This window comes from Ruegeria sp. PrR005 (assembly GCF_010500245.1).
GTDB lineage: Bacteria > Pseudomonadota > Alphaproteobacteria > Rhodobacterales > Rhodobacteraceae > Ruegeria_B > Ruegeria_B marisflavi.
In genome coordinates this window covers 64,460-77,890 of the sequence record NZ_JAAGOX010000014.1, presented here as the reverse complement: position 1 = coordinate 77,890, position 13,431 = coordinate 64,460, and the positions used below count along the sequence as shown (strand labels likewise).

The window sequence follows — 13,431 nt, the reverse complement described above, 5'->3', positions numbered from 1 at the left end:
GAATGCCGCCGTCTCTCCAGCGCGTCCAGCCGTCTCTCCGACCCGTCAGCAGCACCTCAGCGCCGCCGGTGAGGGGCGTTCTAGGCCCAACCAAAAAGAGTCGCAAGCACAAAACACACGGAAATTCGAAAAAAATTCAAAACCGTTTATAATCATAATCTTACATGGAAAATTCCGGCAAGTCAGCCACCTCAAAACCGCCGCCACGAATGGAATCACAACAAACAAATCCATCCCCTCCCCAATACCCAGCCACCAGACCACTACATATAGAGGAGCCTACGCCAACTGGCACAACTCAACGACTCAACCGAGTCTTTAAACTCACGCTCAGCTCGCTGCGCTTCCTGACAACCACTCAAAGAAGACCCTGGCTCCGGGCCTGTTTTCCGCCGTTGGCATGAGACAGCAATGGTATCCGCGTTTTGTCCGGACCACGCGTTCGCAGGCAACAACCAGTGTTCCCGCCTCAATCATGTCGTCCACCATATGCCGCCAACCCAGACCGATACCCGTGCCGTTTTGAATGGCACGGAGCAGGACCATGTAACTATAGAGCCGATCCATCGGCCGCGGTTCCGGCACGTTCAACCCGGTCCCACGAAAGTATCGACTCCAGTCCGAGGCATGATTGGGGTTGCTCATGTGCAAAAGTCGGCTTTGCACCAAAGCCTCCAAGGTCAAAGGCCCAGCCGAAAGGAAACCGGGAACACAGACCGGCACAAGCTCCTCATCGAAGATTCGCCGACATTCGCGACCTGACAATCCGGTTTCGCCAAACACCACCGCGATGTCGCAGCGGGCCGGGTCAAAATCCATGTTCTGGTCCCGAGTCAGGAACTCGACCTGAATGTCAGGATGTTGTGCCTGAAACTCGCCCATACGGGGCAACAGGTAAAGCGAGGCAAAGCCCAGCGCGACATTCACCACAACAACATCCTGTCGCTGACGTGCAGACAGCGCGTCGAGCCCGTTTCTGATGGCCAGCATCCCCTCGCCGGTCGCGGCAGCAAGGGACTCGCCAGCGGGCGTCAACGTCAGGCGCGGCTTTGTCCTCAGGAACAGCCGAACACCCACCCAATCTTCGAGAAGAGCAACCTGACGGCTCACCGCAGGCTGCTGGACATTTAACTCACGCGCGGCAAGGGAAAAGCTGCGGTGACGCGCGGCTGCATCAAAGGCGGCGATTTGGTGCAGCGGCAAGGGACGGCTCGGCTTCATCATTCCCTCCGTGAATGATCTTCATTCACATTTTCAGGCTACCCTCAGAAAATCAACCGGATACTCTGGCCAAACATCCCTCCGCGGAAGAAGATACATGCCATGTTCTGTCGCGGTGAATTTGGCGGATAAATGAAAACGCCTGGCGTGGACAAGAAATGCGTGGGTATTGCATGCAAGCCTTAGGACAAAGAAAACCGACATGGCTTGCCACCCTGCCATATCAGACAGGGTTCATCCCCTGATGACCCGACGCGCATCCCGTGGCACCGCGACGCCTGCCGGGCGTCCGTCGACACGGGCGGTCGGTGGGTCCTGGGCCCCTCTTGCAAACGCGGATGCACATCTGATCGCCGAGGCAGCATTTGGCATTCTGGAACGGATCGGCCTGTCCGAAGCCCCGCCGGAAGTAGTCGAACTGGTATCGGAACATGGCGGGCGAAAGAGTGATGGCAGGCTGTTGTTTCCCCGCGCATTGGTGGAAGAGATGCTCGCCCTCACGCCAAAGACCATCACTCTGTGCGGACAGGTGCCGGACAACGATCTGACTGTCGGCGGCACCGAGACCCACCCAGGCACCGGCGGTGCCGCACCTAACATTTCCGATCTGCAAACCGGCGACATCCGGCCGTCGAACCTGTCCGATCTGCGGGATGCCGCACGGCTTGCCGATGCTCTGCCGCACGTGCATTTCTTTTCCCGATCCCTGGTCGCGGGCGACATTCCGGATCCGCTGGATCTGGACCTCAACACAGCTTTCGCATCGCTTTCCGGCACAACCAAACACGTGATGGTGCAGGCCAGCGATCCATCGCACGTTCTACATATCGCGCACATGTGCAATCTGGTTGCAGGATCCGAGAGTGCGTTTCGTGCCCGACCCTTCCTGTCGCTCAACATCAATCACGTCGTGCCGCCACTGCGGTTTCATGCCGAAAGCGCGCTGGTCCTGATCGAAGCCGCGCGCCGGGGCATTCCCGTGCACGCCAACGTATTTGGCCAACTCGGTGCCTCGAGTCCCGTGACATTGGCCGGTTCGGTGGCTCAAACTCTTGCCGAGGCGCTGGCCGGTATCGTTCTGGCGCAGCTGGCCGCACCCGGTGCCCGGGTCATCGCGGGACCGCGCCCGATGATCACCGATCTGCGCACCGGCGGCTTTTCCGGCGGGTCGGGTGAACAGGCTTTGGCCACGGCCATGGCGGTACAGGTGCTGCGTCTGTGGTCCCTGCCCTGCTCGGTCATTGCCGGGGCCACCGACAGCAAGCTGCCGGACCACCAGGCCGGATATGAAAAGGCCCTCACCGTTTTGACCGCGATGCAGGCGGGGGCACATCTGGTGACGCAGGCGGCGGGCACGCAGGCCGGTTTGATGGCGGTCGATTTCTCGGCCATGGTTGCAGATAATGACATGCTGGGTGCGCTGATGCGGACCAACAAGCCGCCGGTCGTCGACGAGACGACCCTGGCGCTTGATGCGATTGCCGATGTGGTGCGGGGCGAAGGCCACTATCTGGGTCGTCCGGAAACCTATGCCCGGATGCGCAGCGATTTCCTCTATCCCGAAGTTGCCGATCGCAGTTCCATCGCCGATTGGCAGACGGCAGGCGCAACCGACATGGCGACCCGGGCGCGACAACGGGCCATAACGATCTTGCGCGATCACCATCCCTCGCATCTTTCGCCCGAGATGCGCGAGACTCTCTTGCAAGCCTTCCCAACCCTCAAGGCGTAACACGATGGAATACCGGTCCAAACTCGACCTCAAGGGAGACCGCGAGCCGGTTCCGGCGAGCGAAGCGACCGCTCTGCTGGTCTCGATCTTCTCTCGGCTCGGCTGCCACGATGACACAGCACAGCGTGTTGCCGATCATCTAGTCGACACCAGCCTTTGTGGCATGGAGAGCCATGGGGTCATGCGCACCCTGCAATATGCCGAACAGATGCGGACAGGCTATATGAAGGCCGACGCTCAGGCGCATGTCACGGATAACGGACGTGGGGGGCTGGTTGTCGATGGCGGTGGCGGCATCGGCATCCCGGCGATGCTGAAAGCCTATGAAACCGGCATGGAAACGGCTCTAGCGACCGGAATATCGGCGCTGGCGATTCGGCATGTCGGCCATACCGGGCGGCACGGAGCCTTTGCCGATACGGCGGCTGAACGGGGCTTCCTGACAATCTGCGTCGGCGGAGGCAACCGGCAAACCTGGCGCCAGGTCGCGCCATATGGCGGCGCAAAGGCCATGCTTCCGACAAATCCCTGGTGTATCGGTATTCCGGGCGGACCTCGTGGCCCTGTAGTTCTCGACTTCGCCACTTCAAAGATCGCGGGCGGATGGATCTACGCAGCTCGCTCAGCCGGGGCACTGTTGCCCGAGGGCTGCGTCATCGATCGAAACGGCAACCCGACCCGCGACCCCGAAGACTATTTCGCGGGTGGCGCCATCCTGCCTTCGGGCGAACACAAGGGGTATGGGCTGGCACTGATCGGGGAATTGATCGGCGAGGCCATGCTGGGCCCCTCCACGACCGAATGCAATTGGCTGCTGATCAGTTTGGATACCAGCCGGTTTCGCGATGGCAATGCCATGACCTCTGCCGCCGAAGAGGTGCTTGCCGAATTACGCGACTGCCCACCCGCTCCCGGCTATGATCGGGTGGAAATCCCCGGCGAACGCGAGCGGGCATATCGTGCGGCTTCGGGCAATGTTCTGCATATCCCGACATCGACCTGGACCGACATTCAGACCCTGTCAACGACACTAGGCTGACATCTGCCGTTGCTCCTCGTGATCGACAAAAGGGGCGAGGCTGAGCGTGAAGTGATCGAGGAAATCCAGAACCAGCGGCGACAGGCTGCCGGTGACCGGACGTATCAGAGACAGGCGGTGCGAGAAGCGCGGTACAAATGGCCGGATGACCAACCCCTGGTCGCGGAAATGTTCCGCATCCAGCGCCGACAGAACCGCAGCACCGTACCCCTGAGCTACGATGGTGCAGGCGGCAGTGAACTGGCGCACTTCGATCCACGAGTTCATCTCGACCTCGCAATCGGTAAAAGCCTGCGCCAGACGGCGAAAGAACGGGCTGTCGCGACGGGAATGGATCAGCTTTTCGCCGCGCAGATCATGCGGGGTAACCTCTTGTTGTACTTCCAGCCGGTGTCCCCGAGGCAGAATGCAGACTGTGCGGATGGGAATGTCGGTGCTTTCGGTTGCCGGATGTCCGCCAAAGCCATCTGTAATCGCGCAATCGTATTGCTGTCCCACGATCCATTCCAAAATCCGCTCGGGCCGATCCGGTTCGATCGTGACCGTGACGCCTTGGCGGTCTTTCAGAAACTCGGTCAGAACCTGGGGCAAGTGACTGGTGGCAAACCCCGGCAGACAGGCAATCCGCAAGTGTCCGGCCGTGCGGTCCTTGAGATTCTGGCGGAGGTCCTCCAGATGGCTCAGCCCTTCGAAGACGCGGTTGATCTCGACCAGCATGTACCGCGCTTCCGGTGTGGGAATCAGGCTGCCGCCTTCGCGTACGAAAAGCGGAAACTCCACCGATGCGGCAAAATCCGAAATCAACCGGCTGGCGGCCGGTTGCGAGATTCCCAATTGCTGCGCTGCACGAGTAATCGAGCCGGTCTGGGCGACCGCGCGAAACGCTTCCAGTTGTCTGAGCTTGAAATTCAACGCCTTGCCTCTTTTGCACATGCAGAAATTTGTTTCATTTCAGAATACTTATAACATTATGCTATGTTTTTGTTCATAAAACTTTTGCTTGAGTTATTTTTTTTCCTGCGCAACGATCCGCCCATCCATGAAACTGGGAGGTTTACATGACCTGCAAAATCCTGTCCTTCAGCGCTTCGGCCCTGGTCCTGACGACCAGCATAGCATTTGCGCAAACCGAAATTCAGTGGTGGCACGCAATGGGCGGCACCAATGGCGAACGCGTTGACAAGATCGCCGCCGACTTCAACGCCAGCCAGTCCGACTACAAGGTCGTGCCGACCTACAAGGGCAACTACACCGAGACGATGACCGCCGCAGTCGCGGCCTTCCGCGCCAAGGAACATCCGCACCTGGTGCAGGTGTTCGAGGTCGGGACCGCCACCTTGATGGCTGCAAAAGGCGCCATTTATCCGGTCGAAAAGCTGATGGCCGACGCAGGTGAACCGTTTGACAAATCCGACTATCTGCCGGCGGTGATCTCGTACTACCAGACCCCCGATGGCGAGTTGCTGTCGATGCCCTTCAACAGCTCCACCCCGGTGCTGTGGTACAATGCCGACGCTCTGAAGGCCGCTGGTGTCGAGGTTCCGAAAACCTGGGACGATATGAAAACCGCCGCACAGGCGCTGGTCGACAGCGGCATGGACTGCGGCTTTTCCTTTGGCTGGCAGTCCTGGGTGATGATCGAGAACTACTCAGCCTGGCACAACATGGCCATGGGCACCAAGGAAAACGGCTTTGCCGGTTTCGATACCGAGTTCGAGTTCAACAACGAAGCGGTCGAGAACCGGCTGGCCGACATTGCCGAGATGGGCAAGAACAAGCTGTTCAAATACGGCGGCCGCCGGGGCGACAGCCTGCCGATGTTTACCAACGGCGAATGCGGCATGTGGATGAACTCGTCGGCCTACTACGGCTCGATCAAGAGCCAGGCCAAGTTCGAATTCGGCCAGACCATGCTGCCGCTCGATACCGCGGTGGCCAGCGCGCCGCAGAACTCGGTCATCGGTGGGGCAACCCTCTGGGCTCTGGCCGGGCACGATGCCGAGGAATACAAGGGGCTGGCCAAGTTCCTGACCTATCTCTCCTCGGCCGAGGTTCAGGCCTGGTGGCACCAGGAAACCGGCTACGTGCCGATCACCACCGCCGCCTATGAGCTGAGCAAGACCCAGGGCTTCTACGACCAGAACCCGGGCACCGACACTGCCATCCAGCAGCTGAGCTTGAACACGCCGACCCCGAACTCGCGCGGCCTGCGGTTTGGCAACTTCGTGCAGGTGCGCGACGTGATCAACGAAGAGCTCGAAGCGCTCTGGGCCGGTGACAAGACCGCGAAAGAGGCACTGGATGCTGCCGTTTCCCGCGGCAACGATCTGCTGCGCAAGTTCGAGCGCACGGCCAACTGATCGGGAATATCCCAAGACGGCATCCGGCGGATACCTCTGCCGGATGTCCTGCCTTCACCGCGCAAGGCACATAAGACGAGGCCCGAATGCTCAAACGTGTCCATTTTCCCAGATCCGCGCTGCCTTACCTTCTGGTCGCCCCACAGATCCTGATCACGCTGGTGTTCTTTATCTGGCCCGCCAGTCAGGCGGTGTATCAGTCTTTCCTGATCGAAGACGCGTTCGGCCTGTCGACCGAGTTCGTGTGGTTCGAGAACTTCGAACTCTTGGTCGACGATGAGCAGTATCTGCAAAGTTTCGGCCGGACGATCTTCTTCTCCGCTGCAGTGGCGCTACTTTCGATGTCGGCGGCGCTGGTTCTGGCGGGTTTCGCCGATCGGGTGGTGCGGGGCGCGACCGCCTATCGCACGCTGATGATCTGGCCCTATGCGGTGGCGCCGGTGCTGGCGGGTGCGCTCTGGGTGTTCATGTTCAACCCGACGCTGGGCATCTTCCCTTTCCTGCTCGACATGGTCGGCATCGACTGGAACCACTACCTGAACGGGACCCATGCGATGATGCTGGTGATCTTTGCCGCCGCGTGGAAGCAGATTGCCTATAACTTCCTGTTCTATCTCGCCGCCATGCAGTCGATCCCGCGCTCGCTGATCGAGGCGGCGGCGATCGACGGGGCCGGGCCGGTACGCCGCTTTGTCGATCACATCTTTCCGCTGATCTCACCCACCACCTTCTTCTTGCTGGTGATCAACGCGGTCTATGCCTTCTTTGACACCTTCGGCATCATCCATGCGGTGACCCAGGGCGGACCGGCCAATTCGACCACGATCCTGGTCTACAAGGTATTCAACGACGGGTTCGTCGGCCTCGATCTGGGCGGCTCGGCGGCACAATCGGTGATCCTGATGGTGCTGGTCATCGCCATGACGGTGGTTCAGTTCCGCTTTATCGAACGCAAGGTGGAATACTGATGGTCGAAAATCGCCCCGTTCTGAACGTCATCACCCATCTGGTGCTGATCATCGGCATCGTCATCGTGGCGCTACCGATCTGGATCACCTTTGTCGCTTCCACCCATGACGCGGTGCGCATGACACAGGCGCCGATCCCGATGCTGCCCGGCACCCATTTCTGGGAGAATTTTTCCCAGACCCTGCTCGGCTCGGGCCTGAGCGGCACCGAGACCGCGCCGGTCTGGCGGATGCTGCTCAACAGCCTTACCATGGCGCTGATGATCGCGCTCGGCAAGATCGCGATCTCGCTGATCTCGGCTTTCGCCATCGTCTATTTCAAGTTTCCGTTCCGGATGTTGTTCTTCTGGTTGATCTTCGTCACCCTGATGCTGCCGGTCGAGGTCCGCATCCTGCCCACGTTCGAGGTGGTGGCCGATCTGGGCATGCTGAACAGCTATTGGGGCCTGTCGATCCCACTTATCGCCTCGGCCACGGCTACATTCATGTTCCGGCAGGTGTTCCTGACCATCCCCGACGAGATGCTGGAAAGCGCGCGGATCGATGGCGCAGGGCCGCTCAGGTTCTTCTGGGATATCCTGATCCCGCTGTCCCGTACCAATATCGCGGCGCTGTTCGTGATCCTCTTCATCTACGGCTGGAACCAGTATCTCTGGCCGCTGCTGATCACCACCGATACCGACATGACCACCATCGTGATGAGCATCAAGCAGATGCTCGAGGCGGCGGAACAATCCCCACAATGGAACATCATCATGATGACCGCGCTCCTGGCGATGCTGCCACCGGTCTTCGTGGTGGTTGCGATGCAAAAGCTCTTTGTTCAAGGGCTGACCGAGACAGACAAATAGGCAGGACATCATGGCATCCATAACACTCAAAGACCTAGTGAAAGCCTATGGTGACACCGAGGTTCTGCATCACGTCGAAGGCGAGATTTCCGACGGTGAGTTCATCGTGGTCGTCGGCCCCTCGGGCTGTGGCAAGTCCACGCTGCTGCGTATGGTGGCAGGGTTGGAAACCGTCACCTCGGGCACGATCTGCATCGGCGACAAGGTGGTGAACCAGCTGGAACCTGCCGACCGCGATATCGCCATGGTGTTCCAGAACTACGCCCTCTACCCGCATATGTCGGTGCGTGAGAACATGGCCTATGGGCTCAAGATCCGGAAGATTTCCAAGGACGAGATCGCCCGCCGGGTGGAAGAGGCCGCCGACATCCTTGAACTGCGCCCCTATCTTGAACGCAAACCCCGGCAATTGTCGGGCGGCCAGCGTCAGCGCGTCGCCATGGGCCGCGCCATCGTGCGCAACCCGCAAGTGTTCCTGTTCGACGAGCCGCTGTCGAACCTTGACGCCAAGCTGCGCGTGCAGATGCGGCTGGAAATCCGCAAGCTGCAACAGCGGCTCGGGGTGACTTCAATCTATGTCACCCATGATCAGGTCGAGGCGATGACACTGGGTGACCGGCTGATGGTGCTGAACGGCGGTTACGTGGAACAGTTCGGAACCCCGATCGAGCTTTATGACCGGCCAGCCACCACCTTTGTGGCGGGCTTCATCGGCAGCCCTGCGATGAACTTTCTGCCGGCCACCGTCAGCGCCGGTATGGCGACCCTGGGCAACGGCGCGCGACTGGCGAACGCCGGTGCGGCCAACGGCGCGGTGACACTTGGTATTCGGCCCGAGCACCTGCTACAGGACGATGCGGGACCCGTGCGGGTCACCGTGGAACTGGTCGAGCAACTGGGCGCCAACTCGCTGCTGCATGGCAAGCTCGAGGGGACAGACATCGAGATGGTTGTCAGCCAGCCCGGGCATATGTCAGCCGCGGCCGGAACGGTCATGGGGTTCGTGCCCGCAAACGGGGCCTTGCATCTGTTCCACGCCGAAACCGGCAAACGGATCGAACCATGAGCCGGTTTCCGCAGCTCGCCCCGTTTACCGGGGGTGACGGGGTCGTCCGTGTCATCGGTCATCGCGGCGCAAGGGGCGTGATGCCCGAAAACACGATCGAAGGTTTCGATTTCACGCTGTCCATCGGTGTGACCGCGCTGGAGTTTGATGTGGTTGCAACGGCGGATCGGGTGCCGGTCGTCACGCATAACCTGCACTTGGCGAATTCCGCGACGCGCGACGCGCAAGGCCACTGGCTGACCGGACCCGAGCTGCGGGTCGCCGACCTGACCCTGGCCGAGCTTAAGACACTGGATGTGGGCGGTCTGGATGGCCGAACTGTCTATGGTCAACGCTTCCCGGATCAGGCTTTCATGTCCGGCGTCCGCATTCCGGCACTGTCAGAGTTGCTGGATTTGTGCAGCAAACCCGGCAGCGAAGCCTATCTGCTGTTTGAGCTGAAATCCGATCCCGACCTGCAAGACGAAGCGGCAGCCCGGGAGTCGCTGGTTGCCACCGCCGTTGCCGAGGTGCGAAAGTTCGGGTTGGCGCATCGTACCGTGCTCCACAGTTTCGACTGGAAGCTGCTGGACGAATGCCGGCGACAGGCGCCGGACATGCCCACGTCATACTTGTCGCAACTGCCAGAGAACGACGACGACCCCGGCGAGGATTCCGCCAAATCCGTTGGCCCGGACTATGCGACCATGACCGTTTCGGTCCCTCGGGCCGTCGCCGATGCGGGCGGACAGCTTTGGTGTCCGTACTTCATGGATTTGACCCCCGACCTTGTTGCCGAGGCGCATGACCTGGGACTGCCCGTCTGTACCTGGACGGTCAACGAAACGGCAGACATCGACCGGATGATCGACGCGGGTGTCGACGGCATCGTCACCGACTACCCCGGCCGGGTGCAAAGACATCTGCTGAACCGGGGCCTGCGCTGGCAGTAACCCCTACGAGAAAAGCCCCGCGCTGGCGGGGCTTTCCGATCTTGGCTGCCTAAACCTGTCAGATGTCGAATTTGACGCCTTGCGCCAGCGGCAGCTGGGCAGAGTAGTTCACGGTGTTGGTCTGACGGCGCATATAGGCTTTCCATGCGTCCGACCCGCTTTCGCGGCCGCCACCGGTCTCCTTTTCGCCACCAAACGCCCCACCGATTTCCGCGCCCGACGGGCCGATGTTCACGTTCGCGATGCCACAATCCGACCCTGCCGCCGACAGGAATTGCTCCGCCTCGCGCATGTTCAGCGTGAACACGCAAGACGACAGGCCCTGCGGCACGTCGTTCTGGATTTCGACCGCCTGATCGAATTCGTCATAGCCCAGAACGTAAAGGATCGGGGCAAAGGTCTCGGTCTTCACCACCGCGCTCTGTTCCGGCATCTCGACAATGGCAGGGGTCATGTAGACGCCAGCCGCCGGTACGCCGTCACGCACCCGCGCGCCGCCGAACACTTTGCCGCCCTCGGCGCGCGCCGCATCCAGTGCCGCGGTCATGGCCGCGCCAGCGGCCTCGTCCACCAACGGGCCGACCAGCGTGCCCTCGGCCAGCGGGTTGCCGATGGGCAGACCGGCATAGGCTTTCTTCAGCCGTGCAACCAGTTCGTCCTTGATCGAGTTATGGGCGATCAGGCGGCGCAGTGTGGTGCAGCGCTGGCCAGCGGTACCCACGGCCGAGAACACGATGGCGCGAACCGCCATCTCCAGGTCCGCCGACGGCCCGACGATCATCGCGTTGTTGCCACCCAGCTCCAGGATGCACTTGCCAAACCGGGCTGCCACGATGGGCGCGACCGCGCGACCCATGCGGGTCGAACCGGTGGCCGAGATGATCGGCACATCCTCGCTTTCGACCAGAGCCTTGCCCAGGTCGGCACCACCGATGAGGGTCTGCAACAGTCCCTCGGGCGCGTCGCCGAACCGCAGGGCGGCGCGGTCAAAGATCTTCTGACAGGCGAGCGCTGTCAGCGGGGTCTTTTCCGAGGGTTTCCAGATCACCGGATCGCCGCAGACAATCGCCAATGCCGCGTTCCACGACCAGACGGCCACCGGGAAGTTGAAGGCCGAGATCACGCCGACCGGTCCGGCGGGGTGCCAGGTTTCCATCATCCGGTGACCGGGGCGTTCACTGGCGATGGTCAGGCCGTAAAGCTGCCGCGACAGACCCACGGCGAAATCGCAGATATCGATCATCTCCTGCACTTCACCCAACCCTTCGGAGGTGATCTTGCCCGCCTCCCAGCTGACCAGCGCGCCAAGGTCGTCCTTGGCCGCCCGCAGCTCCTCACCCAGCAGGCGGATCAGCTCGCCCCGGCGCGGGGCGGGTACGGTGCGCCAGTCTTTGAACGCCGACTTGGCACGTGTCAGAACCGCATCCATTTCGGACAGCGGCATCTCATGCACCTCGCCCAGAAGGCTGCCGTCGATCGGCGAGGTAACGCGTACCCGGCCACCCGTCCGTTCGGCGGCGGTGATCCCCAGTTTCTCCATCACGGTATCTGCGGTCATCACAACGTCTTTCATGTCTCAGGCTGCCTTGCTTTGCTTGGTGACATCACCCGCCCGGTAAAGGCGGCCGAATTCGGTTTCGAGGAAGTCGGCGAACTTGACCTGTTCCTGCCGGATGAACCCTTTGGACGGCAGCGTGCCGGTCCGCATCAGGTCAACGACGCCCAGAACGCCAGCGGCAGTGGTGACCTGGATCGCGCTCCAGGTCTGGCCGTCGATCACCCGGGAATAGGACTTGTTGATCAGGCTCTTCTCGCGCAACTGGCCGCCGATCCGCCCCTTGGCGGTGCAATAGACCAGTACCACGTCCTGATCGGTGCGCGGCAGCGCGGCCTCGAAGATGTCCTTCAACAGATCCCGACGCCGCTCCAGCCCCAGATCGTTCAGCAACAGACGCAGGATATCGCGGTGCCCCGGATAGCGGATAGAGCGATAGGACACCGCCCGCGCCTTGCCCTCCAGCGTTTCCGGCAGCGTCCCCAACCCACCCGAGGTGTTGAAGCATTCATACTCAACCCCGTCATGGCCAAGGATCTCGTAATCCTCCAGCGGCGCGGTCTTGACCAACTGACCGTTCACGATGGCATCGCAGGGGTTGCAGTACTCGTTGATCAGCCCGTCGGTGGACCAGGTCAGGTTATACTTCAGCGCATTGGTCGGGTAGAGCGGCAGCGCCCCCACCCGCATGTGCAGACTGTCGATCTCGTCGAATTCGGCGGCCAGAGCCGCTCCGGCAATGCCAACAAAGCCCGGCGCCAACCCGCATTGCGGCATGAACGCGGTCTGGCTCTTTTCAGCCAGCGCGCGCACCGCATTGGTGGCCGCCACGTCCTCGGTCAGGTCGAAATAATGCGCGCCCGCCACCTGCGCGGCCTTGGCAATGGCAGGGGTCAGAAAGAACGGCGCCGCCGAAATGACCGCATCGAAGCCTTTCAGCCCCTCGGCCAGCCCGGCCTCGTCCTTGGCGTCGATCTGCTTGGTGGGCACGCCCATCTTGTTGAGCACCGACAACGCCGCCAGATCGTGATCGGCCACGGTGACGGTATAGTTGGGCGAAGTCTTGAGCAAAGTGGCGATCATCTGGCCGATCTTCCCGGCCCCGACGACGCAAATATTCCAGCGCATGGCACGTCTCCTTGTTTGCGCAACAGGATGACGCTTTTGCTGTTCGATCTGTAGGGAGCAGAGTGTCGGAATGACTCCTCATCCCGTCAATTTGACGGCAAACCTAACTTTTTGTCAGATCCGGTCGATACGCCGCCCAAAGACGACAAAGGTGTTCGTCCGTTGAATCCCTGGAATCGCGCCCAGTTCATCGACAAGGATATCGAGATCCTCGATCCGCGGCGCCTCGGCCGACAACAGTAAGTCGAACTCACCATTGATCGACAGGCATAGCTTGATCTCGGGATAGGCCTCGAGCCGCTTGATGATGCGCGCGGTCTCCTTCTGCTGCACTTCCAGCAGCACCACGACCTGCACCTTGCTGTCATCCTGCGGCTCGCGCAGGACGACGGAATAGCCCGCGATCACGCCGCGCGCCTCCATCCGGGCGATGCGTTCGTGCACGGTGGTACGCGCCACACCCAGTCGCGCGGCGATCTTGGTCGTAGATTCGCGGGCATTGTGTTGCAGTGCCGCGACAATCTGGCGGTCGAGCTTGTCCATGTTCCTTCCTTGCCCCGCCACATGGGGCGGGTGCAA

12 protein-coding genes are annotated in these 13,431 nt (G+C 61.1%); 7 read left to right on the top strand and 5 right to left on the bottom strand.

Annotated features, from left to right (window positions below):
* Nucleotides 1-330 precede the first annotated feature (330 nt).
* Nucleotides 331-1,224, bottom strand: coding sequence for a LysR substrate-binding domain-containing protein (locus G0P99_RS11095; protein ID WP_164129741.1), 894 nt, complete (start codon nucleotides 1,222-1,224; stop codon nucleotides 331-333).
* A gap of 241 nt (nucleotides 1,225-1,465) precedes the next feature.
* Here G0P99_RS11095 and G0P99_RS11090 point away from each other — a divergent pair, with 241 nt between their 5' ends.
* Both G0P99_RS11090 and G0P99_RS11085 read left to right on the top strand, forming a co-directional pair.
* The gene (locus G0P99_RS11090; protein ID WP_164129739.1) at nucleotides 1,466-2,953 is read left to right on the top strand and encodes a trimethylamine methyltransferase family protein; all 1,488 of its coding nucleotides are present in this window, start codon (nucleotides 1,466-1,468) and stop codon (nucleotides 2,951-2,953) included.
* 4 nt (nucleotides 2,954-2,957) lie between these two features.
* Nucleotides 2,958-3,992 carry an Ldh family oxidoreductase gene (locus tag G0P99_RS11085; protein ID WP_164129737.1) on the top strand — a complete coding sequence of 345 codons (1,035 nt, stop codon included), beginning with the start codon at nucleotides 2,958-2,960 and terminating at the stop codon, nucleotides 3,990-3,992.
* Here G0P99_RS11085 and G0P99_RS11080 read toward each other — a convergent pair.
* Entirely contained in the window at nucleotides 3,984-4,904 is a 921-nt protein-coding gene (locus tag G0P99_RS11080; RefSeq protein ID WP_164129747.1) for a LysR substrate-binding domain-containing protein, read from the bottom strand. The two genes, G0P99_RS11085 and G0P99_RS11080, sit on opposite strands and share 9 nt — an antisense overlap.
* Nucleotides 4,905-5,050: 146 nt before the next feature.
* Here G0P99_RS11080 and ugpB point away from each other — a divergent pair, with 146 nt between their 5' ends.
* The 5 genes from ugpB to G0P99_RS11055 all read left to right on the top strand — a co-directional run bounded on the left by ugpB (nucleotide 5,051) and on the right by G0P99_RS11055 (nucleotide 10,169).
* Nucleotides 5,051-6,352 carry a sn-glycerol-3-phosphate ABC transporter substrate-binding protein UgpB gene (ugpB, locus tag G0P99_RS11075; RefSeq protein WP_164129735.1) on the top strand — a complete coding sequence of 434 codons (1,302 nt, stop codon included), beginning with the start codon at nucleotides 5,051-5,053 and terminating at the stop codon, nucleotides 6,350-6,352.
* A gap of 86 nt (nucleotides 6,353-6,438) precedes the next feature.
* Nucleotides 6,439-7,320 (top strand): sn-glycerol-3-phosphate ABC transporter permease UgpA, encoded by an 882-nt coding sequence (gene ugpA, locus G0P99_RS11070; RefSeq protein ID WP_164129733.1) that lies wholly within the window; start codon nucleotides 6,439-6,441, stop codon nucleotides 7,318-7,320.
* Entirely contained in the window at nucleotides 7,320-8,171 is an 852-nt protein-coding gene (gene ugpE / locus G0P99_RS11065; RefSeq protein ID WP_164129731.1) for a sn-glycerol-3-phosphate ABC transporter permease UgpE, read from the top strand. Before ugpA ends, ugpE begins: the two co-directional genes overlap by 1 nt.
* 10 nt (nucleotides 8,172-8,181) lie before the next feature.
* The gene (locus G0P99_RS11060) at nucleotides 8,182-9,237 is read left to right on the top strand and encodes a sn-glycerol-3-phosphate import ATP-binding protein UgpC (protein WP_164129730.1); all 1,056 of its coding nucleotides are present in this window, start codon (nucleotides 8,182-8,184) and stop codon (nucleotides 9,235-9,237) included.
* Nucleotides 9,234-10,169, top strand: a complete 936-nt coding sequence (locus G0P99_RS11055) for a glycerophosphodiester phosphodiesterase (RefSeq protein WP_164129728.1) — start codon at nucleotides 9,234-9,236, stop codon at nucleotides 10,167-10,169. Before G0P99_RS11060 ends, G0P99_RS11055 begins: the two co-directional genes overlap by 4 nt.
* A 58-nt stretch (nucleotides 10,170-10,227) precedes the next feature.
* Here the strand turns inward: G0P99_RS11055 and G0P99_RS11050 are convergent, their stop codons facing one another.
* The 3 genes from G0P99_RS11050 to G0P99_RS11040 form a co-directional block, all read right to left on the bottom strand.
* Nucleotides 10,228-11,742: an aldehyde dehydrogenase family protein gene (locus G0P99_RS11050; protein WP_164129726.1), complete on the bottom strand. Its 1,515-nt coding sequence runs from the start codon at nucleotides 11,740-11,742 to the stop codon at nucleotides 10,228-10,230.
* Nucleotides 11,743-11,745: 3 nt separating this feature from the next.
* Nucleotides 11,746-12,852 (bottom strand): saccharopine dehydrogenase family protein, encoded by a 1,107-nt coding sequence (locus G0P99_RS11045; protein WP_164129724.1) that lies wholly within the window; start codon nucleotides 12,850-12,852, stop codon nucleotides 11,746-11,748.
* A 114-nt stretch (nucleotides 12,853-12,966) separates the two neighbouring features.
* Nucleotides 12,967-13,395, bottom strand: coding sequence for an Lrp/AsnC family transcriptional regulator (locus G0P99_RS11040; RefSeq protein WP_164129722.1), 429 nt, complete (start codon nucleotides 13,393-13,395; stop codon nucleotides 12,967-12,969).
* Nucleotides 13,396-13,431: the final 36 nt, after the last annotated feature.